A 20,610-nucleotide genomic window follows, 5' to 3' on the forward strand; every position below is an offset into this window, starting at 1 on the left:
GGTCAGTTCATCGGGGTGCTGATGAACGCTTGGAGGCCTTCGGCGTACTCGGTGTACTGGGCGATGCGCGGGAAGCGTTGGGCGTCGATCTGATCGGGGACAACGAGGCCGGTGAAGCTCCAGGCGATGGCGAGGGTGATGCCGTCCTGTTGGAGGGTGCCATCGGTGGGCAGTGGATGTTTTTGCAGTTCATGTTCGAGGGCGGTGAAAGCGGCGGCGAGTTGGCCTTCGACGCGTTCGACCCACGGCTGATATTGAATGTCGGCCGGGCGCAGGTTGCGTTCGTAGTAGAGCTGCACGGCTTTTTCGCAGGCGGCGAGGCCGAGGCCGATCAGGCGCAGGGCTTGTACCCGTTGCGGCAGGTCGGTGGGCAGCAGGGTTTTGCCGGACAGCGCTTCGAAGTAGTCGAGGATCAGCGTCGAGTCGATCAGTACTTCGCCATTGTCGAGGACCAGGGTCGGCGCCTTGACCACCGGGTTGATCTGCTGGAAGCGCTCGAAGTGGCGAAACACCGACACCGGGTCATGTTCCAGTTCGATCCCCAGGCACCTGGCGGAGATCGCCACGCGGCGTACATAAGGGGAGTCCAGCATGCCGATCAGTTTCATTTATGGCTCCATGCATTTGATGTCGTTGAGACAGACGAGGATCGCGCATCCAATCAATGATGTTGTCCATCAATCTTTAAGGTGAAAAGAAAAGCCGTTTTATGTTTGCAGTACCGTTTTGCTTCGGCTAAGCCTAGTGGTGGCACTTTGCCGATGGAGCACATAATGAAATGGATAATGCTGGGTCTTTCAATTGCGCTGACGGTAGCTGTTCCTGCTTCTGCATTTCAACTGCGTCCGGAGGTTAAAAACGGAGAAAATCTGATCGACATTTCCGATGATGTTGTCTGGCGCAGAAAAATGAACGCGGTCGGTTTCTGGGGGATTGAGCAATTCACCCATCCTGTCCATGAAACCATCACCAACCGTATCTACGGCTGTGAGACTGACAAGGCCTGTGCAATCACCGTCGGCAACAGTTTCATGCAGCCTGCGGCCCCGATGGCCGTTCTGGCGGGTGTGCGTTGGAATGATAATCCGCCATTTCGGTTGACTGATACATCGTTGTCAGGCTGCAAGAATGTTTACGTACAGCTCCCCATGGAAGGGAGTTGCTGGGCTTCGGTCTTCAGCGACGGCAAAAAGAAGGCGACAGCCGAAAAAGGCTCAGTGCTTTACAAGTATCAACCCGATAAATCAGAGCAGTACTCTATGCTTCTCAGGTCGCATTTCGGCGACTTGCAGTTTTTGCACGCGATGGCGTCCCGTCCCGGAGAGCGCGCGGGTGAAACCTACGATAACGTTATGATGTGGGCTCAATTTGTCTGGCGAGTTACCTCCAGTGAATACGGTCGAGGCACCAGCATTTCCGAAGCTTCTGTCAAAATACCAAGGCTAATGGACTTTTTCGGTTTGAGGGAAACGGTTCAAAGCATTTTTTTCAAAGGCGAGGCCGGTTACAACAAGGATTACCGAGAATTTGCCTTTGGGACCCTGCTGCATATGGTTCAGGACAGTTATTCCGAGGCCCATATGGCTCGGCATGACCCCGATGGCCATGGCTGCGAAAAAACGCGGTACGACAGTCCCGGTCAGGCCGTGAAGTTTTATACCTATGTCGGCCAGGACTCGAAGAAACATGGGCTGAAGGATGAAATGAAGGAGGTCACTCGGCAAATGACCTATACGCCTACACCGAATCTTATCGATGTGGGAAAGGCGCTCAGGGACATGAAGGATAAGCACATGAAATGGGAAGAGGTCGAACCTTATTTTATTTGTCTTTTCCGTCCGGAAAGTGCCATGACCGAAGCGGATCGTGGCCCGTTCTGATCACGATGCACAGGTGCCTTTGCGCGTTTGGGCAAGTCGCCTTTCTGGAGTCGGCCCACGACATCCGCCCATTCGTGAATCTCCTGGGTTTTCAATCCCGCTCGAGACGCCATCTTGAGAGGCAGTGCTCTACATACCCACAGCATTGCGCAAAGGGAGTGAAACGCAAATTCACTTCCTTGACGGGAACAGGGCCGCGGCGTGAATGGGGCTGAAACGATGCAATGAAGGGCTACATGGCTGGAAAGAAATGCGACAAAGCGCCGCTCATCCGCCGTTTGTCTTCTATATACAGCCGCTCGACTGAATTTCTTGCTATAAACGCACTCCGATGAGCGCCGTGAAGCCTGCGTCAGAGCCGTTTCCGGGCTTTGTCGGACAAATTCCCGCTATTTAGAGTTGCTGAGGCCTCAAACGGGCCTTAGACTGCCGCCCCTTCGTAAATTGAGTGCCGGGTGGCGTTTGCAATAAACGATGCCTTTCCGATGACCGCAGGCGGTTCGCCGGAACGCTCCCTAATTCGCCTTAATGCACGTTTTTTTATAGAGATATCAATGACAAAGGACAAGTTGCTGGCCATGCCGGCAGATGACTACATGAATGCCGAGCAACACGCTTTCTTCAGCGAGCTGTTGCAGAACATGAAAGTCGAAACCCACGAGCGCATTGAGCAAAACCGTATTGCCATCGAGAGCCTGGACACTCCGGCTGACCCGGCGGACGCCGCCTCGGTGGAAGAAGAGCGCACCTGGCTGGTAAACGCGATCGATCGCGACCAGCGCATGCTGCCTCAACTGGAACAAGCCCTTGAGCGTATCAAGGAAGACAGCTTTGGCTGGTGCGACGACAGCGGCGAGCCTATCGGCCTGAAACGCCTGCTGATCAGCCCGACCACCAAGTACTGCATCGAAGCTCAAGAGCGTCACGAGCAGATCGACAAGCACCAGCGTCAGGCCTGATTCCTGAGGCGACCCCTTCAATGCGGGTCGTCGCGAAAAGATCGCAGCCTTCTGCAGCTTTTGTTCAAAGCGGCAGAAGGCTGCGATCTTTGCTTTTTCTCGTCTGCTGGAAATCCCCGCGCCGTTCCATTGACCTGCCACAGACCCACGACTAACGGACCATGGATAATGGCCTTGTAGTGGCGTTTAATGCAGTCACAACAATGAGAACAAGCGTGGGGTAACAAAATGACGAGAGATGGATCTCTGGTTGCGGCTCTGCCTGCACCAGTTGTTTTGCCGAAGAATCGCTGGCTGTCGCCGACCCTGCAAAGCATCGCCCTGATGCTGTTGCTGGCCGGGATGACCTTCGGCGAATGGCCGTTATACGTGGGCATGCCGCTGGCGGTGCTGATTGTCTGGCTGCCGCGCCTGCGCTCCCGTGCTGTCCCCGATGCGCAACCGGTCGATAGCAGCAACGCGATGTCCGAGCTGACGCGCGACCTTTCCTACACCACCAGTCATAACGCGCTGTCAGCCGCCGGCGTGGCGTTTTCCGTCAAGGAACTGGCCGGCAAACTGCAGTCGCAACTCGATGCTGCCGCACAGATCGTCAATAACGCCGAAGTGATGATTGCCACTGAACAAGCCACTTCCCAACTCAGCCGCGAAGCGCTGGGCGCCGCGAGCGAAGCCCATCACAGCAGCGCAGCGGGGCGCACCGAACTGGTCGACTCTATTTCGCGCATGCATCAACTCAGCCAGCGCGCCAATGCCAGCCGCGAACTGATCGAAGCCTTGAGCGAGCGCAGCGATGACATTCAGCGCGTGACCCTGGTGATTCAGTCGATTGCCAGCCAGACCAATCTTCTGGCACTGAACGCTGCCATCGAAGCGGCCCGGGCCGGGGAGCACGGTCGCGGTTTTGCGGTGGTGGCAGATGAGGTGCGTGGTCTCGCCGCTCGTACGGCGACGGCCACCGGTGAGGTGGGCGAGATGGTTGCCGACATTCAGCAGCGCACCGCGCAGGTGGTGGAGCAGATTCGCCAGCTCTCCGACGATTTGCACACCGGTGTCGAGCAGGTCGAACACACCGGTCAGCACCTGGAAAACATCGCGCGACTGGCGGCGGGAGTTGAAAACCAGGTCGGCGAAATCGCCCGGGGCGCCGAAACCAATCGCGAACAGCTCGACAGTCTTTTCACCGCCATCGAGCAAATGCGCAGCGATCTGGCGATCAGCGACCAACAGACCCGGCGTCTGGCCGAAGCGGCAGTGCAGATGGAAGGGCAGGCGGAAACCATCAGCGAGCGCCTGGCCGAAGTCGGTCTGGATGACTATCACCAGCGCATCTACGACCTGGCTCGCGAAGGTGCGAGTCAGATTGCTGCGCGTTTCGAGGCCGATGTCGAGCAAGGGCGGATCAGTCTTGAGGACTTGTTCGATCGCCAGTATCAGCCGATCCCGAACACTCAGCCTGCCAAGTTCCAGACCCGTTTCGACCGCTATACCGATCAGGTGCTGCCGGCAATTCAGGAGCCCTTGCTGCCGCGTCACGAGGGGCTGGTGTTCGCCATTGCCTGCACGCAGCAGGGGTATGTGCCGACCCACAATCAGGCATTCAGCCAGCCGCTGACCGGCGATGTGCAGACCGATACCGTGCACAACCGCACCAAGCGCAAGTTTGCCGATCGCACCGGCATTCGCTGTGGCAGCCATCAGCAACCGGTGCTGTTGCAGACCTACACCCGCGATACCGGCGAGCTGATGCACGACTTGTCAGTGCCGATCATGGTCAAGGGGCGGCACTGGGGCGGGCTGCGCCTGGGCTACAAACCCGAGAGCCCGCGCTGAGGTATTGTTGCCGGTATTGCAATGAAGCTGTGCACGCGCGTTGCTGTTTCCGCTTGATCCAAATCATTAACATGCCTGCATAGTTAGGTAGCTAATGAAGTTGGGAGGTCAGGATGCAATGCAGAGTCGATGTCGCGGTGATGATCGGCAGCGGTGTTCCGGCCGGGCTGCGTGCGATGGGGCAAAGTGTCTGCTGGGTAGTGTTGCTCAACGGTGAGCGCCGGGGCACGGCGTTCGCCAGTCGTGACGAGGCCGAAGAGTGCAGGGCTGCGTGGCTCGCGCAATTGAAAGACGAGCCCGGTAGCAGCCTGCACTGATTGCGTTTAATGATCGTAGGCCACCCGTGATTCCAGCGAGCGGGCAAGCGCACAGGCGGCATTGTGATCCTCACGGAAACCTCTTACGCGGCCGGTCGACTTTTCCCTGATATGGAAAAAGGCGTTACCGGCCGGAATCACTTGAAACCTCGGTTCCCGACCACATGACTCCGGTGTGGCGTCAGTGCCAAGGTCTGGGGCATTCAAGACAAAGGGTTGTTCGTAAGCCACGGCAAAATGCGTCAAAGTGCACATATGAAGTCCTTTTCATGGATTGACCCGCATTTACAGACGGTTGCGGGTAGTCGCAAGCAGCGTCGCTGCTCTAGAATCGCCAACACCTGTTGACGGCATGGCGTTATCTAAAGCAATTTTTTGCGTGCGATATGTCGGAAAAGTGCTTTTCTTGGTGAGTATTTTCCCTAAAGTTTGTAGTCAGTTTTCTCTGGCCGACCGTGAAGCTTTTTCCTTCAACATTTGGAGAACGTCTTTGCAGGTTTCGCGAGCGCCATTCCAGTAGTCTTGTGAACCTCGCGCTGAACAAGCACTTTGCCCGTTCAGGCTTTTATTCGAGTCATTGCGCAACACCATCGGCCTGGCCGTTTTTAACGTCGTGCGCGTTTTTCGCGCGTGGCACTCTTTCAAGTGTGGGGATGTTTCTTTGGCAGTCAGTAACCTCGATATGCATGCTTTGTTCGTGCTGGGTGATTTGCGGGCAAAGCTGGTCAAGCAGTTTCAGTCACGTTTTGTTTACATCACCGAGCAAAACGCTGAAGGCATTTACGTTGCCGAAATCGACACCGAAAGCGCATTGGTGGTCGATGACAAGCCCGGGCTCAAGCTCAAGGTCGGCGATCACTTCAGCGCTTCCGTATTGCCCAGCCGTGAAGGCGGCAAGATGGACATCCGTTTTCGCGAGATCAAGATGACCGTGTACGGACTGGGCGACTATGCCTTTGTCAGCACGGCCGACGGCCATGCCATCGTGTTCAAGGAAGGCCACAGCGCAGTCACCGTGTTCGCCGCCAATGAACAATTGCAGGAAGGCCTGACCAAGACCCTGAAAGCCGTCACCGCCAAAGCCGCCAAATGGCGCAAGGGCGAGCTGGTGACCTTCAAGGCCAGCGAGTAACAGCTGTGAGTCGCGCCGATTTCCATTTGCAGAACCTCGACAGCGCCCGCGATGAAGCCCGGCGCCTGTTCGATGCGAAGGCTGAATTGAAGGGCGCCTGGCTCGGCTGGGTCGCCTCGCAGATCTACGCTTTGCAGCCTGCGGAATACGCCAGCATGGTCAGACGCGAGCTTCAACGCTTGCAGGAAATGTCTGAAAAGTAGCCTCGTCCGTGGCGTGCCTCTGAAAAAGCAGGAACCTCGTCTACAGTCAGTTGACTGAGTATTCAGAGGCTTGTGGTCTTCTGTCAGGCCATCCTGCTATTGCTGTGAACAGCACGAGGTGCAAAGCATGAACGGATTTCGACGGTGGCTGGCCGCTGGGCTGGTCACAATGGGCTTGATGGCTGCGATGCCAGCGGTCAATGCGGCACAGACCCCGATTCACTTCGCCGACCTGAACTGGGAAAGCGGCAGCCTGATCACCGATGTTCTGCGAATCATCGTCGAGAAGGGTTATGGCCTGCCAACGGATACGTTGCCGGGCACCACCATCACTCTGGAAACCGCGCTCGCTAACAATGACATTCAGGTCATAGGCGAGGAGTGGGCCGGGCGCAGTCCGGTGTGGGTCAAGGCCGAGGCGGAAGGCAAGGTCGCCAGTCTGGGCGATACAGTCAAGGGAGCTACCGAAGGCTGGTGGGTGCCGGAATACGTGATCAAAGGCGATGCCGCCAAAGGCATCAAGCCGCTGGCGCCGGACTTGCGCAGCGTCAGTGATCTGAAGAAGTACAAGGACGTGTTCAAGGATCCGGAAACCCCGAGCAAGGGGCGGTTCCTCAACAGCCCGATCGGCTGGACCTCGGAAGTGGTGAACAAGCAGAAGCTCACGGCGTACGGGCTGCAGGATGACTTCACCAATTTCCGTAGCGGCTCCGGTGCGGCACTGGATGCCGAAATCAGTTCATCGATTCGTCGGGGCAAACCGGTGCTGTTCTATTACTGGTCGCCGACGCCGTTGCTCGGCAAGTTCAAGCTGGTGCAACTGGAAGAGCCGCCGTTCGACGCCGAGGCCTGGAAGACCCTCACCGACGCCGATAATCCCAATCCGAAACCGACCCGTTCATTGGCCTCGAAACTGTCGATCGGGGTGTCTGCGCCGTTTCAGAAGCAATACCCGCAGATCGCGGCGTTCTTCAGCAAGGTCGATTTTCCGATCGATGATTTGAACAAGGCGCTGGCTGATATGAGCGAGAAACACACTCCGCCACGGGAAGCGGCGGAGGCGTTCATGAAAACCCATCCGGATGTGTGGCAGGCGTGGTTGCCGAAGGATGTGGCGGAGAAGGTTCAGGCAGGTTTGTAGCCGTGTGGCGAGGGAGTTTCTCCCTCGCCGCTGTTTGTCAGAAGCGGGTCTGTACCGCCAGCTCAAAGGTGCGCGGCGTGCCCAGGTAATACGCCGGGGACACATGGGCGAACTCGGCATACACCTCGTTGGTCAGGTTGCGCACCCGGCCGGTGACGGTGGTGTGCGAATCGACCTTGTAGCTGAGGAAACTCCCGAACAGGGTGTATGACGGTACGGTCGTGGTGTTGGCATTGTCCGCATACACCGACGCCACATACCGCGCATCAACGCCACCTTGCCACTGTGGGGAAAAGTCATAGGTCAGCCACAGATTACCGACCCGGTCCGGCACATTGGTCGGCGTGTTGCCCTTGCGTGAAACCACCACGCCGGCGGCGTTCTTTTCGTTGAACTCATCGTATTGCGCATCAACCCAGGCGAAATTGCCCTCGGCCAGCAGCTTGTCGGTGATCCGCAGGGAGCTGGCAATCTCGATGCCTTTGGACGTCTGCTGGCCGACGGGAATGCTGTTGGTCGGGTCCAGTGGGTCCGTCACCGCGAAGTCCTTGCGCTCGATGGTGTAGGCGGCCACCGTCGCCGACCCACGCCCGTTCAGGTAGTCGAACTTGCTGCCGATTTCCCATTGCTTACCCGTTGAAACATCGAAGTCCTGAGTACCACCGGGTTGCTCGGCGGCGGTGCTGTATTGCGCATAGACATTGGCTGACGGAATGAACTGATACGTCAGGCCGACGCGCCCGGTGACAGGCTCCCAACTGCGCTTGAGATGGCGCGGGTTGCTCGCCGTCACCGTGCGATGGTTGGTCACGTCCAGGTCGATGTCGTCGTAGCGCAGGCCGGTGAGCAACGAAAGCTTGTCGGTCAGCGCCAGGCGGTTCTCGACGAACAAGGCTTTGGTGGTGACCTCGTTGGTCTTGTCGCTGACAAAACCGGGCTTCGTGCCCGGAATGTCATAGAAGTGCCCCGGACGATAATTGTTCGGGTCCACGGTGCTCGCGCCTTTCACGTTCAGCGGCGAGTTGGTGGTCTGGTTGACCTTGTATTCGAAGCCGCCGGACCAGGTGGTGGCGAGGCCGAACAGGGTGTTGTCGTGGCGCAACTCGAACTGATTGCCGTCCTGTTCACCCTGATGCCGGACCTGATAGGCCGTGGAGCGGTTCACGGCGCTGTTGTCGGCGTTGTATTGATAGGTTTCGAGGTTGCGGTAATCGCGCTGGCTGTCGAGGTGATAGAGCGTGTTGCGCAGGGTGGTGCTGTCGTTGATCCGGTAATCGATGATCGAGCGTACCCAGATCGTCCGTTGCTCGTATCTGCCATCCTCGACGTTGTAGTTGTTGAAGCGGTTGTGTTTGTCGATCTTTAACTCGCCAGCCTTAGGGTTGAGTACCGGCGTGCCCCAGTACGGGCTGTCTTCGTGTTCGTCCTGATATTCCAGGGCCAAGGTATGCGACAGGTTCGGCGTCAGGTCGCTGAGCAATGAGAACGCCATGCTCCAGGCATCGCGTTCCTGACGGTCGATGTAGCCGTTGCTGGTGTTGTGGCTGACGTCGAGGCGCGCGTAATGCTGCACGTCGGCGCCGGGCTGGCTCAGGGCGTGGTTGAGGCCGAATGCGGTTTCGGTGGTGTCGTAGGTGCCGTAGCTGACCCGGCCTTCGGCGGCTTGCTCGTCGCGCGTCGCCAGTTTGGTCACGTAGTTCAGCGAACCGCCGACCGAGCCTGCGCCGTTGATCAGCGACGACGGACCGCCGACCAGTTCCACCCGGTCATAGATCCACGAATCTACCGGCCGTGCCAGTCCGCCAGAGACATTGATGCCGTTGAACATCTGGGTGATCTGGCTGCTGGTGAAGCCGCGATAGGACACGAATCCGCCAAAACCAGGCGGCGCACTGGCGTTCACGCCCGGCAGAGTGTTGGCCGCGTCCTGGAAGTTTTGCGACCCATGACGCTCGATGTCGTTGCGATTGGCGATGGCCACCGAGGCTGGAGTGTCGCGCACGCTCAAACCGAGACGTGAAGCCATGCCGCTGGACTGGTCGAGGCTCAGGCCAGGTTCGGCGGCGGATTCGCCGTCGATGGTGATCGGCGCCAGATCCACGGTGGATTGGGCCCAGGCGTTGACGGACAGGCAGCCGCACAGGCTCGCCAGCAAGGTAAGTTGTTTCATCGTTTGAATCCTGAATGCTTGTCTAGGAGTCAGCGCACAGGCGAACGCCACGCGTTGGCGCAATGGGCTGACAAATCAAAAAGGCAAAGACACTCAGGCGAGCGGCGGGGCGCGAGGATTGGCCGAAGGCCAGGTGAAGCGGGCAGGGAGGTCGGCGCTGACAATGACCGGCAGCGGAGGGCTGTGTTGTTCCGGCAGGATCGCCAGGGTCAGGCTGGAGTTGAACGCCGGGCCCATGCCGCCGGTGGAGCACAGCGGGCAACCGAAAGCCTTGGCCAGGGTTGGCAGTTTTTCTTCGGAAGGATTGGACGCGAGTGGCGCCTGGGTGCTCGGGTCGACGGCGCAGAATTGACCGCCGATACCGTTGAGCTGCATCCCGACCATTTGTCCGTGACCGATGCTGCAGGCGAACACGTTGAACAGGACGCAGCAATAGAGCATCCAGGCCAGCAGTGAGCGATCGGAACGGGTGAATTTCATGGGGCGGCACTTTACCGCACCGCCGACCGGTCGTGCACATGGAAAAATGCCGACTAGGATGTTTTGTTCAAATCCCTTGAAAGGATTCTCGACCATGACCTTTGTGTTGGCTCAATGGCTGGTGACGATATTTGCGGCGATCAGCCTGATGCATGTTTATTGGGCGATGGGTGGGCAGTGGGCGACCGTGGCGGTGATACCGCAGGTTCCGGCGGATAACGGCGGGCAGACCCTCAGGCCGGCGTTCAAAGCGTCAGGCTGGATCACGCTGGTGGTAGCAGCAGCCCTGCTACTGATTGCCGCACTGGTGTGTATGAGGGTGGGCTGGTGGTTTTCGCCGGTGCATCACTGGGCGTTGCAATGGGTGATCAGCGCGATTGCGCTGCTGATGTTCGCGAGGGCGATCGGCGATTCGGAACTGGTGGGTTTCTTCAAGGAAGTGAAGGGATCAAGCTTTGCCCGGCTCGACACTTGGGTTTATTCGCCACTGTGTCTGATATTGGGAGCCGGGCTGTTGGCCGTCGCCTGGATCTAGCTGCCGCTTTCGGTGCGTCGACTGCTCACTTCAGCCGGCACATCGTCGCCGGCCATGCGCTTGCGGAACAACGCCGCCCGCGCCAGCAGCAGGGTGGTTACCGGCACGGTGATCGCCAGCAGGATCGGGATCAGCCACGCGTGCAGCACCGGCCCGGACTTGAGCGCGGAAAAACAGATGATCGACGCCAGCGCCACGCACCACGCGCCCAGGGTCGAGGCCAGCGCCGGCGGATGCATGCGCTGGAAATAGTCCTTCATCCGCAACAGGCCGGTCGCGCCGATCAGGGCAAACACACCGCTGAGCACCAGCAGGATCGCCACCGGGATTTCCACCCACAGAGACAATTCAGCGTTCATTCGATCACCTCGCCACGCAGGAGGAATTTCGCCAGGGCAAACGAGCCGACGAAACCGAACAGCGCGATCAGCAGCGCCGCTTCGAAATAGGTGTCGCTGGAGTAGCGAATCCCCAAGGTCAGCATCATCAGCATGGCGACGATGTACAGGTAGTCCAGCGCCAGTACCCGATCCTGTGCCGATGGCCCTTTGAACAGGCGAATCAGCGTCAGCACCATCGCCAGCGAGAACAGGAACAGCGTCAGCAGAATCGCATTCGACAGCAGCAGGCTCATTCGAAAATCTCCATCAACGGCTGCTCGTAGGTGACCTTGAAGTGCTCGATGAATTGCGCTTCGTCATTCAGATCCCAGACGTGCAGCAACAGAATGCTGCGATCCAGCGCCAGTTCCGACCACACGGTGCCGGGCACGACCGTACAGATCATCGACAGCGCTGCCAGACCGTTGGCATCGCGAAGGTCCAGCGGCACCTTGACGAATCGCGAGCGGGGCGGCCGGCGACCGGCGTTGAGAACGCCCCAGGCCACCTGCAGGTTGGAGACGATCACGTCACGCCCGACCAGCAGAAACAGTCGCAGAATTGTGCCGGGGCGGCGGATATGGATCTGTTGCGGGCGCAACTTGCGCATCATCAGCGGCGCGCAGAAGCCCAGCGCCGCCCCCAGCAGCAGGTTGCCGGGGCTGATCGACAGGTTCAGCACCAGCCACAGCAACCACAATGCAAGCGACAGCCACGGAGCAGGAAACAGGCGCTTCATGGTTGCACCTCCAGCAGCGCTGCCTTGGCTTCCGGGCTCGGTACGGCGCGCGTGCCAAGCACCGCCATCACGTATTGCTGCGGGTTGTTCAACGCGTCTGCGGCGGCCTGGGTGTAACGCAGCAGCGGTTCAGCCTTGAAGGTCAGGGCGATGCTCAGGCCGAGCAGCAGGAAAATCGGCGTGCATTCCAGTTTGCGCAGCACGGGCGACGGGCGTTCCTCCGGCGACCAGAAGCGCTGGATGCCCAGGCGCGAGAACGCCATCAGCGAGCCGAGTCCGGTGAGGATCAACAGTGCCAGCAACGCCCAGGCAGCATTCGAGATCGGTTCGCCAGTGCCGAGCCCCAACGGATTGAGCAGGGCGCCTATCAGGCTCAGCTTGCCGATGAACCCCGACAGCGGCGGCATGCCGATGATCAGCAGCGCACAGGCAATGAAGCTCAGGCCGAGGAAGGCCATGGTCCACGGAATCACCTGGCCGACCACGGCTTTCTGGTCATCGTCGAGGTTGATGCCCTTGACCGGTGGCTGCCATTGCTGCGGACGCGGCAGCAGCTCGTTTTCGTCTTCCAGCGGCACTTCCACGGCTGTGCGTGAACGTTCGATCAGTTCCGCCAGCAGGAACAGCGCGCTCAGGGCCAGGGTTGAGCTGACCAGATAGAACAGCGCCGCGCCGATCAGGTTCGGCTGGGCGAAACCCACGGCCGACAGAAGAATTCCCGCCGACACCAGAATGCTCAGGCTGGCCATGCGCTCCAGGCGTTGTGCGGCGATGATCGCCACGCCGGCGCAGAGCATGGTCGCCATGCCGCCATAGATCAGCCAGTCACCGCCGAAGTAGGCCGAAGCGCCGGCCTGCCCGGAGAACAGCAGCGTCCACAGGCGCAGCAAGGTGTAGACGCCGACCTTGGTCATGATCGCGAACATCGCCGCCACCGGCGCGCTGGCCGAGGAATAGGCCGGCACCAGCCAGAAGTTCAGCGGCCACATCCCGGCCTTGGCCAGGAATGCCACCGCCAGAATCGCCGCACCGGCATGCAGCAAGCCACGGTCGGCTTCCGGCACCAGCGGAATCTTCATCGCAAGGTCGGCCATGTTCAACGTGCCGGTGACGCCATAGATCAGCGCCGCGCCAATCAGGAACAGTGATGAGGCCAGCAGGTTGATCGAAATGTAATGCAGCCCCGACGACACCCGCGCCCGCCCCGAGCCGTGGAGCAGCAAGCCGTAGGACGCCGCCAGCAGCACTTCGAAGAACACGAACAGGTTGAACAGGTCCGCCGTCAGGAACGCACCGTACAGACCCATCAACTGAATCTGGAACAACGCGTGGAAGCTCGAGCCTGCGCCATCCCAGCGCGCCATGGCGAAGAGCAGGGCGCTGACGCCGATGATGCCGGTCAGTACCAGCATCAACGCCGACAGCCGATCGACTACCAGCACAATGCCGAACGGCACCTGCCAGTTGCCCGGCAGATAGACGCCGATGGAGCCGGGTACGCCGGTGGTCTGAGTCCATTGCAGCAACAGCAGGGATACCACAAGGCCCAGCATGGTGGAGAACAGGTTGATCTTCGCCTTCAGCGGACGGTGCTTTTCGCCGAGCATCAGCATGATGGCGGCGGTCAGCAGCGGTAGCAGAATCGGTGCGGCGATCAGGTGGGTCATCGCCGTCATTCCTTGGGCTCCCTTCCGTCAACGTGGTCGGTGCCGGTCAGGCCCCGCGATGCGAGCAATACCACGAGGAACAGCGCGGTCATGGCGAAGCTGATGACAATGGCCGTCAGTACCAATGCCTGGGGCAACGGGTCGGTGTAGTTGAGCAGGTCCTGAGGTACGCCGTCCTTGATGATCGGTTCTTTGCCGATGAACAGGCTGCCCATGCTGAAGATGAACAGATTGACGCCGTAGGACAGCAGGCACAGGCCCATGACCACCTGGAACGTCCGCGGACGAAGGATCAGCCAGACCCCGGACGCGGCGAGCACGCCGATGGCGATTGCGATGACTTCTTCCATCAGACGGCTCCTTTGATGGCAGCGGTTTTGTGACCCCGGACCGACTGGTGGGCGAGGGCGGTGAGGATCAACAGTGTTGAACCGACCACCACTGCATACACGCCGATGTCGAAGAACAATGCACTGGCGATATGGATATCGCCCAGCACCGGCAGACTGAAGTGCCAGGTATGCGTGGTGAGGAACGGATAGCCCACCAGCATTGCGCCGAGACCGGTGACCGTGGCGAACAGCAGTCCGGTACCCATCCAGCGCAACGGTCGCAGGCTCATTTGCGCCTCCACCCATTGGGTGCCGGCGACCATGTATTGCAGGATGAACGCCACCGACATCACCAGACCGGCGACGAAGCCGCCACCTGGCTGGTTATGTCCACGCATGAATAGATAGAAAGACACCACCAGTGCAATCGGCAGCAGCAGGCGCACCAGCACCGCCGGCACCATCATGAAACCGAGCGCGGTGTCGCTGGCCGAACGCGGGTTGACCAGATCGGTGACCACGTCCGGCGCCAGCAGGCGTTGCTGGGCTGGCAGTTGCAGGCTTTCTTTTGGCGGGCGGAAGCGACGCAGCAGGGCGAATACGGTCAGCGCCACGGCCACCAGCACGGTGATTTCGCCGAGGGTGTCGAAACCACGGAAGTCCACCAGCATCACGTTGACCACGTTGCTGCCGCCGCCTTCAGGCAGGGCGCGGCTCAGGTAGAACGAGGAAATGTCGTTCGGGGTCTGCCGGGTCAGCATCGCGTAGGACAGCAGCGCCATGCCGCCGCCCACGGCAATCGACAGCAGCAGGTCGCGCAGACGACGCACACGGGCCTTGCGCAGACTGCTTGGCAACGGTGAAACCTCTTCGATCCGCCGTGGCAGCCAGCGCAGGCCGAGCAGGATCAGCACCGTGGTCACCACTTCGACCACCAGTTGCGTCAGGGCCAGATCCGGCGCCGAGAACCAGACGAAGGTCACGCAGGTCATCAGGCCACAGACGCTGACCATGGTCAGGGCGGCGAGACGGTGATACTTGGCCTGCCACGCGGCGCCGAGGGCGCAGGCGATTGCCAGCAGCCACAGGGTCACGAACACGATGGAACCGGGAATCTTCGGCCGGTCGCCCCAGCTCAGGCTGCTGTGCAGCATCGGGATCAGTCCGGCGAGCACCGCCGCCAGCACCATCAGGAACAGCTGGGTTTGCAGGCGTTTGGTGCCGATCCGCCGCTCCAGTCGCCGAGCCAGGCGCATCATCGCGACGAGGCTGCGCTCGAACAGGCGCTTGCCGTTGAAGCGGCCCACCAGCGGCGGGAACTTGAAACGGCCGCGCTTGAGCTGATTGCGCAATAGCAGATAGACCACGATGCCGCCGGACATGGCAATCAGGCTCATGATCATTGGCGCATTGAGACCGTGCCAGATCGCCAGGCTGTACTCCGGCAGCACGCCACCGACTACCGGCAGTGCAGCGGCTGCCAGCAACGGGCCGACGATCTGGGCCGGGAAAATCCCTACCAGCAGGCAGGTGAATACCAGCAGTTCAACCGGGGCGCGCATCCAGCGTGGCGGTTCGTGCGGGGTGTGGGGCAGGTCAGTGGCGGTGGGGCCGAAAAACACGTCGACGGTGAAGCGCAGCGAATAGGCAACGCTGAACGTGCCGGCGATGGTCGCGACGATTGGCAATGTCGCTTCAACCCACGCGGTGGCGTTGATGAACACGGTTTCGGCGAAGAACATTTCTTTCGACAGGAAACCGTTGAGCAACGGAACGCCGGCCATGGAGGCACTGGCCACCATCGCCAGGGTGGCGGTGAACGGGATCAGTTTGAACAGGCCGTTGAGCTTGCGGATATCGCGGGTGCCACTTTCGTGGTCAATGATCCCGGCGGCCATGAACAGCGAAGCCTTGAAGGTCGCATGGTTGAGAATGTGGAACACCGCCGCGACCGCTGCCAGTGGACTATTCAGACCCAGCAGCAACGTGATCAGGCCGAGGTGGCTGATGGTCGAGTAGGCCAGCAGGCCCTTGAGGTCATTCTGGAACATCGCGCAGTACGCGCCGAGCAACAGTGTGGCGGCTCCGGCGCCGCTGACGATGTAGAACCATTCTTCGCTGCCGGACAGCGACGGCCACAACCGCGCGAGCAGGAAAACCCCGGCCTTGACCATGGTCGCCGAGTGCAGATAGGCCGAAACCGGTGTCGGCGCCGCCATCGCGTGGGGCAGCCAGAAGTGGAAGGGGAACTGGGCGCTTTTGCTGAGGGCGCCGATGAGAATGAGAGGAAGCAGGATGGGGTAGAGGGCATGTGCACGAATCAGATCGCCGGCGGCCAGGACCTTGTCCAGGTCATAGCTGCCGACCACATGGCCGAGGATCATGACCCCCGCCAGCAGGCACAATCCTCCCGCGCCGGTGACCATCAACGCCATGTAGGCGCCGCGCCGGGCGTCGTGGCGGTGGTGCCAGTAGCCGATCAACAGGAACGAGAAGAGGCTGGTCAGTTCCCAGAAGAACACGATCTGGATCAGGTTGCCGGAGATCACCAGCCCGAGCATGGCGCCCATGAAGGCCAGGAAGAACGCGAAGAAACGCGGCACCGGGTCATCCGGCGACATGTAATAACGGGCATATAAGGAAACGAGGGTGCCGATACCCAGCACCAGCATGGAGAACAGCCAGGCGAAGCCGTCCATGCGCAGGACGAAGTTCAGCCCCAGGCTGGGCAACCACGTGAATTCTTCGCGGATCACGCCGCCATGGGCGATTTGCGGGTACAGCAGGGCGACCGAGACAGTGCCGATCAAAGCGACCAGGCCTGCCAGCAGGGATTCGGCGTTACGTGCGTTGTGCGGCAGCACGGCTGCCAGACAGCTGCCCACAAAAGGCAGAAGCAGTAGAACTATCAGGGACATAGGCTTCTAATCTGCGGAAGTTTGTGAAGCATCATACGTGCCAGCTCCCGGATCGCCAAACGCGAGGATGTCTCTGAATCCTACAAGGTAGTCGTAAAAACCCCGCTTAGCCTTCTGTCTTGCGCTCGAACTCTTCTGTGACCGCTTGTGTCGCTTTGCCCTTGGTCTTCAACTCACTGACAATCACCGCCGCCACAATCAGTCCCGCACCCACCAATGCAATTGCAGGCAGACGCTCGCCGGCAATCCGTCCGGCGATCCCGGCCCACACCGGCTCACCGGCGTAGATCAAGGTCGCGCGGGTTGGCGAAACACTTTTCTGCGCCCAGTTCATCGCCACCTGAATGGCCGCACTCATCGCGCCTAATCCCAGAGCTGTGCTCAGCAGCAACCAGGAAAAGTCGGGAATCGCCTCACCGGTCGGTACCACCATCAGAAACGACAATGCCGAAGTCGTCGCCAGTTGCACCACCGTCACCCGGCGCACATCGACCTGCCCGGCATAGTTACTGATCAGGATGATCTCGGCCGCTATGGCGATGGCACTGATCAGCGTGGCGATTTCCCCGGGACTGAAATTCAATGAAGCGCCGGACGGCCCCGACAACAGCATCAACCCGGTAAACGCCAGCATGATGCCGATGCTCGGCATCAAACCCGGACGCCGGCCCAGCACCAGCCATTGCAGCAAAGGCACAAACGGCACGTACAGCGCGGTGATGAACGCCGACTGGCTGCTCGGAATGCTCTGCAAGCCAACGGTCTGCAAACCATAACCGAGCAGGATCGCCACGCCGATGAAGGCGCCGGCCTTGAGTTCGAACAGGGTCAGCTCACGCAGGTGCTTCCACGAAAACAGCGCCACGATGCTCGCCGCTGCGGCAAAGCGCAGGCCGACGAAAAACATCGGGCCGCTGACGGTCATCGCGTGCTGCACCAGCAGAAAGGTGCCGCCCCACAGCATGGTGATGAGCACGAGCACGCACTCGGCTTTACTGAAACGGGAAAACCGCAGGGGAGTTTGGGGGGAGCTGGCTGACGTCATGATCTTGCGCACTTTTGAAGAGGGGACGCACAATGCGCCAAATGTTGCGCAGTATACTGCCCAACCCCAGCCAGTGAGCAATATAGTGCACAAAGATTCTGTTCAACGGGCTTCGGTCCTGCAACACGTCAGCCAGAACGTCCGGCGCCTGCGTCACGCCGCCGACATGAGCCAGACAGCCCTCGCGGAAAAGTCCGGAGTCAGTCGGCGCATGTTGGTGGCGATAGAAGCCGGCGAGAAAAACGTCAGCCTGACCACCCTCGACCGCGTCGCCGAAGCCCTCGAAGTGGCCTTCAGTGATCTGATCCAGGCGCCGGACAATCGCGACCCGAGCCGCATCAATGAACTGGCCTGGGCCGGCAGCATTCCCGGCAGCAAAGCGGTGTTGTTGTCGAAGGCTGCCGCGACCCGTGAAGTGGAACAATGGGAGTGGTGCCTGCAACCGGGGGAGGTCTATCCCTCGCAGGCGGATGCCGAAGGCTGGAGCGAGCAGATTTTCGTGTTCGAGGGCTGCCTGACCCTGATGCTCGGCGAACAGCCGCAGCACATCGCCGCCGGGGAATTTTTCATGTTCGCCAGCAACCAGCCGCACACCTATCGCAATGACGGGGACGTCGCGGCGCGCTTCGTGCGTAATGTGGTGATCTGACTGTTGCCGGGCCGACAGCAGATGAACAGTTTGTTCTTTTATGTGTGCAGATTGCTTTAGGTTTTCATTTCAATCTATTGATAAATAACGAAAATATATTCAGGCATGACTTCTGCTATGGGTTCTGGATCCTCATCCGGAACCACGGAGTCGCCTCACATGACCGCTTCTAATCGCACCTCTAAACGCCTCCTGAAAGTCGGGAGTGCCTTCTGATGCCCCGCGAAATCCGTCTCAACGCCTTCGACATGAATTGCGTCGGCCACCAGTCGCCGGGCCTGTGGGCGCATCCGCGTGACCGTTCCTGGCAGTACAAGGATCTGGAGTACTGGACCGATCTGGCGAAAATCCTCGAGCGCGGCAAGTTCGACGGTTTGTTCATCGCCGATGTGCTGGGCATCTACGACGTGTACAACGGCAATGGCGAAGCGGCCATCCGGCAGGCGGCGCAGGTGCCGGTCAACGATCCGTTGCAATTGATCCCGCCAATGGCGCTGGTGACCGAGCACCTGGGGTTCGGCCTGACCGCTTCGTTGTCCTTCGAACATCCGTATCCGTTCGCCCGACGCCTGTCGACCCTCGATCACCTGACCAAGGGCCGGGCCGGCTGGAACATTGTCACCTCGTATCTGGAGAGCGGCGCGAAGAACATCGGCCAGCAAGCCCAGACCGAGCACGATGCGCGCTACGACTTCGCCGAGGAATACCTGGAGGTCTGCTACAAGCTCTGGGAAGGCAGTTGGGAAGAGGGCGCGATTTTGCGGGATCGTGAACGGCGGATCTTCAGCGACCCGAGCAAGATCCACGAGATTCGCCACCACGGTAAACACTTCCAGGTGCCGGGCATTCACCTTTGTGAACCGTCGCCGCAGCGCACGCCGGTTCTCTATCAGGCAGGCGCATCCAGCCGGGGCAAGCAGTTCGCAGCCGAGCATGCCGAATGCGTGTTTGTCGCGGCACCGTCCAAGGTGCTGCTGAAGAAGACTGTGGCCGACATCCGCCGCCGCGCCGCCGAGGCCGGACGCGATCCGTCGAAGATCCTGATCTTCAACCTGCAAACCGTGATCCTTGGCGAAACCGACGCCAAGGCCAAAGCCAAGTTCGAGGAGTACAAATCCTGGGTGAGTTACGAGGGCGCGATGGCGCTGATTTCGGGCTGGACCGGCATCGACTTCAGCCGCTTTAAACCGGACGAACCGCTCAAGCACGTTCACACCAACGCGATTCAGTCGGCGGTCGAGGCATTTTCCACGGCCGATCCGAACAAGGTCTGGACCCCCAACGAACTGGCCGACTGGGTCGGGATCGGCGGTTTCGGCCCGCTGTTCGTCGGCAGCCCGGAAACGGTGGCGGACCTGTTGCAGGAATGGATCGATGAAACCGACGTCGACGGCTTCAACCTGGCCTACGCACTGACCCACGAAACCTTTATCGACGCCGTGGAACTGCTGGTGCCGGAGTTGCAAAAGCGCGGTGTCTACAAGACCGAATACGCGCCGGGGACCTTGCGCGAGAAGCTGTTTGGCGAGGGTCCGAGACTGCCGGAGATTCATCCGGGCAGCGGCTATCGGAACCTTGGTGAGCTGCATCGGCAGGAGAAAAAGGTCGCGTCCGTCTAGATGTAAACGGCTGCTCAGTTGAGTGGAATGAGATTGGACCGTCCGTCGGACAAGGCAGGGAACCTGCAATTTCTGACAGTAGACGTTGATTGGGTATCCGCCCCTAATAAGTAAGAGCGCACGTCACGGCAGGTAAATGCCTGTCGAGCACGAAGCGACTTTAACGAAAATCAACTGGAAGGAAATCACTATGTTACCTGTCTTGGAATTCAAAGAAGCTGATGGCAATGGCGTAATTAAACTTTCGGAAATTGTCAGTCATGCAAATGGTGTGATCGCTCCATTGTCAGATCCGCAACAAGGAGATGAAGCGGACATTTTTGCCAATGAAGACCTGATTGCTACGGTGACACTTTCAACCTCCGGTGAAACCGAATTTGAAGTATCAAAGAGGCGTTTATTGGACTTTGCAGGTGCTGGTCCGACGTCGTTTAGATACGTCGTTTACATAGGGGGAGGGGGGAAAGACTTACCCTCCGAGGTGAAAGATTTCGTAATTGAACACTAAGTCGTAGTCAATTGATGTCCGACCTAGACATGCCCGGTTCGGTTGATTCTAACCGGGCACGTTCTGTGCCCCCGATAATCGGTTTGATTAATCAAGTCGCGGA

At 59.6% G+C, this 20,610-nt stretch carries 22 protein-coding genes; 11 read left to right on the forward strand and 11 right to left on the reverse strand.

Annotated features, from left to right (window positions below):
* Positions 1–2: 2 nt before the first annotated feature.
* A complete protein-coding gene (locus ACKLNA_RS02870; protein ID WP_408984794.1) occupies positions 3–608 on the reverse strand; it encodes a glutathione S-transferase in 606 nt (201 codons plus the stop codon).
* 165 nt (positions 609–773) lie between these two features.
* Between ACKLNA_RS02870 and ACKLNA_RS02875 the strand changes: the two genes are divergently transcribed.
* The 4 genes from ACKLNA_RS02875 to ACKLNA_RS02890 all read left to right on the forward strand — a co-directional run bounded on the left by ACKLNA_RS02875 (position 774) and on the right by ACKLNA_RS02890 (position 4,989).
* Positions 774–1,880, forward strand: a complete 1,107-nt coding sequence (locus ACKLNA_RS02875) for a hypothetical protein (protein WP_408984795.1) — start codon at positions 774–776, stop codon at positions 1,878–1,880.
* 554 nt (positions 1,881–2,434) lie between these two features.
* Complete coding sequence (locus ACKLNA_RS02880; RefSeq protein ID WP_007935965.1) at positions 2,435–2,839, forward strand: TraR/DksA C4-type zinc finger protein; 405 nt, start codon at positions 2,435–2,437, stop codon at positions 2,837–2,839.
* 228 nt (positions 2,840–3,067) lie between these two features.
* The gene (locus ACKLNA_RS02885) at positions 3,068–4,672 is read left to right on the forward strand and encodes a methyl-accepting chemotaxis protein (protein WP_408984796.1); all 1,605 of its coding nucleotides are present in this window, start codon (positions 3,068–3,070) and stop codon (positions 4,670–4,672) included.
* A 113-nt stretch (positions 4,673–4,785) separates the two neighbouring features.
* Entirely contained in the window at positions 4,786–4,989 is a 204-nt protein-coding gene (locus ACKLNA_RS02890; RefSeq protein ID WP_085711424.1) for a hypothetical protein, read from the forward strand.
* Positions 4,990–4,995: 6 nt separating this feature from the next.
* On the opposite strand, the gene ACKLNA_RS02895 is transcribed toward ACKLNA_RS02890, so the two are convergent.
* On the reverse strand, positions 4,996–5,244 hold the full coding sequence (locus tag ACKLNA_RS02895) for a hypothetical protein (RefSeq protein WP_408984797.1): 249 nt from the start codon (positions 5,242–5,244) through the stop codon (positions 4,996–4,998).
* 406 nt (positions 5,245–5,650) lie between these two features.
* On the opposite strand from ACKLNA_RS02895, the gene ACKLNA_RS02900 reads away from it, so the two are divergent.
* The 3 genes from ACKLNA_RS02900 (at position 5,651) to ACKLNA_RS02910 (ending at position 7,465) form a co-directional block, all read left to right on the forward strand.
* The gene (locus tag ACKLNA_RS02900) at positions 5,651–6,121 is read left to right on the forward strand and encodes a hypothetical protein (RefSeq protein WP_085711422.1); all 471 of its coding nucleotides are present in this window, start codon (positions 5,651–5,653) and stop codon (positions 6,119–6,121) included.
* A 5-nt stretch (positions 6,122–6,126) separates the two neighbouring features.
* A complete protein-coding gene (locus ACKLNA_RS02905) occupies positions 6,127–6,324 on the forward strand; it encodes a hypothetical protein (RefSeq protein WP_119427404.1) in 198 nt (65 codons plus the stop codon).
* A gap of 127 nt (positions 6,325–6,451) precedes the next feature.
* Positions 6,452–7,465, forward strand: a complete 1,014-nt coding sequence (locus tag ACKLNA_RS02910; RefSeq protein WP_408984798.1) for an ABC transporter substrate-binding protein — start codon at positions 6,452–6,454, stop codon at positions 7,463–7,465.
* A 37-nt stretch (positions 7,466–7,502) separates the two neighbouring features.
* Here the strand turns inward: ACKLNA_RS02910 and ACKLNA_RS02915 are convergent, their stop codons facing one another.
* The gene (locus tag ACKLNA_RS02915; RefSeq protein WP_408984799.1) at positions 7,503–9,635 is read right to left on the reverse strand and encodes a TonB-dependent receptor; all 2,133 of its coding nucleotides are present in this window, start codon (positions 9,633–9,635) and stop codon (positions 7,503–7,505) included.
* 93 nt (positions 9,636–9,728) lie between these two features.
* Complete coding sequence (locus tag ACKLNA_RS02920; RefSeq protein ID WP_096820149.1) at positions 9,729–10,115, reverse strand: DUF2946 domain-containing protein; 387 nt, start codon at positions 10,113–10,115, stop codon at positions 9,729–9,731.
* A gap of 94 nt (positions 10,116–10,209) precedes the next feature.
* Between ACKLNA_RS02920 and ACKLNA_RS02925 the strand changes: the two genes are divergently transcribed.
* A complete protein-coding gene (locus tag ACKLNA_RS02925; RefSeq protein ID WP_408984800.1) occupies positions 10,210–10,650 on the forward strand; it encodes a DUF3995 domain-containing protein in 441 nt (146 codons plus the stop codon).
* Here the strand turns inward: ACKLNA_RS02925 and ACKLNA_RS02930 are convergent.
* From ACKLNA_RS02930 to ACKLNA_RS02960, 7 genes are all read right to left on the reverse strand, one after another.
* Entirely contained in the window at positions 10,647–11,009 is a 363-nt protein-coding gene (locus tag ACKLNA_RS02930; RefSeq protein ID WP_085711416.1) for a Na+/H+ antiporter subunit G, read from the reverse strand. The genes ACKLNA_RS02925 and ACKLNA_RS02930 overlap by 4 nt on opposite strands.
* On the reverse strand, positions 11,006–11,284 hold the full coding sequence (locus ACKLNA_RS02935) for a K+/H+ antiporter subunit F (RefSeq protein ID WP_408984801.1): 279 nt from the start codon (positions 11,282–11,284) through the stop codon (positions 11,006–11,008). Before ACKLNA_RS02935 ends, ACKLNA_RS02930 begins: the two co-directional genes overlap by 4 nt.
* Positions 11,281–11,769 (reverse strand): Na+/H+ antiporter subunit E, encoded by a 489-nt coding sequence (locus tag ACKLNA_RS02940; protein ID WP_408984802.1) that lies wholly within the window; start codon positions 11,767–11,769, stop codon positions 11,281–11,283. Before ACKLNA_RS02940 ends, ACKLNA_RS02935 begins: the two co-directional genes overlap by 4 nt.
* Positions 11,766–13,445 (reverse strand): monovalent cation/H+ antiporter subunit D, encoded by a 1,680-nt coding sequence (locus ACKLNA_RS02945; RefSeq protein ID WP_085731959.1) that lies wholly within the window; start codon positions 13,443–13,445, stop codon positions 11,766–11,768. The genes ACKLNA_RS02940 and ACKLNA_RS02945 overlap by 4 nt, the downstream gene beginning before the upstream one ends.
* Positions 13,442–13,786 (reverse strand): Na+/H+ antiporter subunit C, encoded by a 345-nt coding sequence (locus ACKLNA_RS02950; RefSeq protein ID WP_003192163.1) that lies wholly within the window; start codon positions 13,784–13,786, stop codon positions 13,442–13,444. The genes ACKLNA_RS02945 and ACKLNA_RS02950 overlap by 4 nt, the downstream gene beginning before the upstream one ends.
* The gene (locus tag ACKLNA_RS02955) at positions 13,786–16,686 is read right to left on the reverse strand and encodes a monovalent cation/H+ antiporter subunit A (RefSeq protein ID WP_248740875.1); all 2,901 of its coding nucleotides are present in this window, start codon (positions 16,684–16,686) and stop codon (positions 13,786–13,788) included. The genes ACKLNA_RS02950 and ACKLNA_RS02955 overlap by 1 nt, the downstream gene beginning before the upstream one ends.
* Positions 16,687–16,792: 106 nt before the next feature.
* Positions 16,793–17,731 carry a DMT family transporter gene (locus ACKLNA_RS02960; RefSeq protein ID WP_408984803.1) on the reverse strand — a complete coding sequence of 313 codons (939 nt, stop codon included), beginning with the start codon at positions 17,729–17,731 and terminating at the stop codon, positions 16,793–16,795.
* A gap of 85 nt (positions 17,732–17,816) precedes the next feature.
* Here ACKLNA_RS02960 and ACKLNA_RS02965 point away from each other — a divergent pair, with 85 nt between their 5' ends.
* From ACKLNA_RS02965 to ACKLNA_RS02975, 3 genes are all read left to right on the forward strand, one after another.
* Complete coding sequence (locus ACKLNA_RS02965) at positions 17,817–18,380, forward strand: helix-turn-helix domain-containing protein (protein ID WP_408984804.1); 564 nt, start codon at positions 17,817–17,819, stop codon at positions 18,378–18,380.
* Between the two features lie 215 nt (positions 18,381–18,595).
* Positions 18,596–19,999 (forward strand): LLM class flavin-dependent oxidoreductase, encoded by a 1,404-nt coding sequence (locus tag ACKLNA_RS02970; protein ID WP_408984805.1) that lies wholly within the window; start codon positions 18,596–18,598, stop codon positions 19,997–19,999.
* A gap of 136 nt (positions 20,000–20,135) precedes the next feature.
* Complete coding sequence (locus ACKLNA_RS02975; protein WP_408984806.1) at positions 20,136–20,507, forward strand: hypothetical protein; 372 nt, start codon at positions 20,136–20,138, stop codon at positions 20,505–20,507.
* The last annotated feature ends 103 nt before the right edge of the window (positions 20,508–20,610 follow it).

The organism is Pseudomonas sp. UV AK001, from assembly GCF_046097675.1.
GTDB classification, from domain to species: Bacteria; Pseudomonadota; Gammaproteobacteria; order Pseudomonadales; family Pseudomonadaceae; genus Aquipseudomonas; species Aquipseudomonas kribbensis.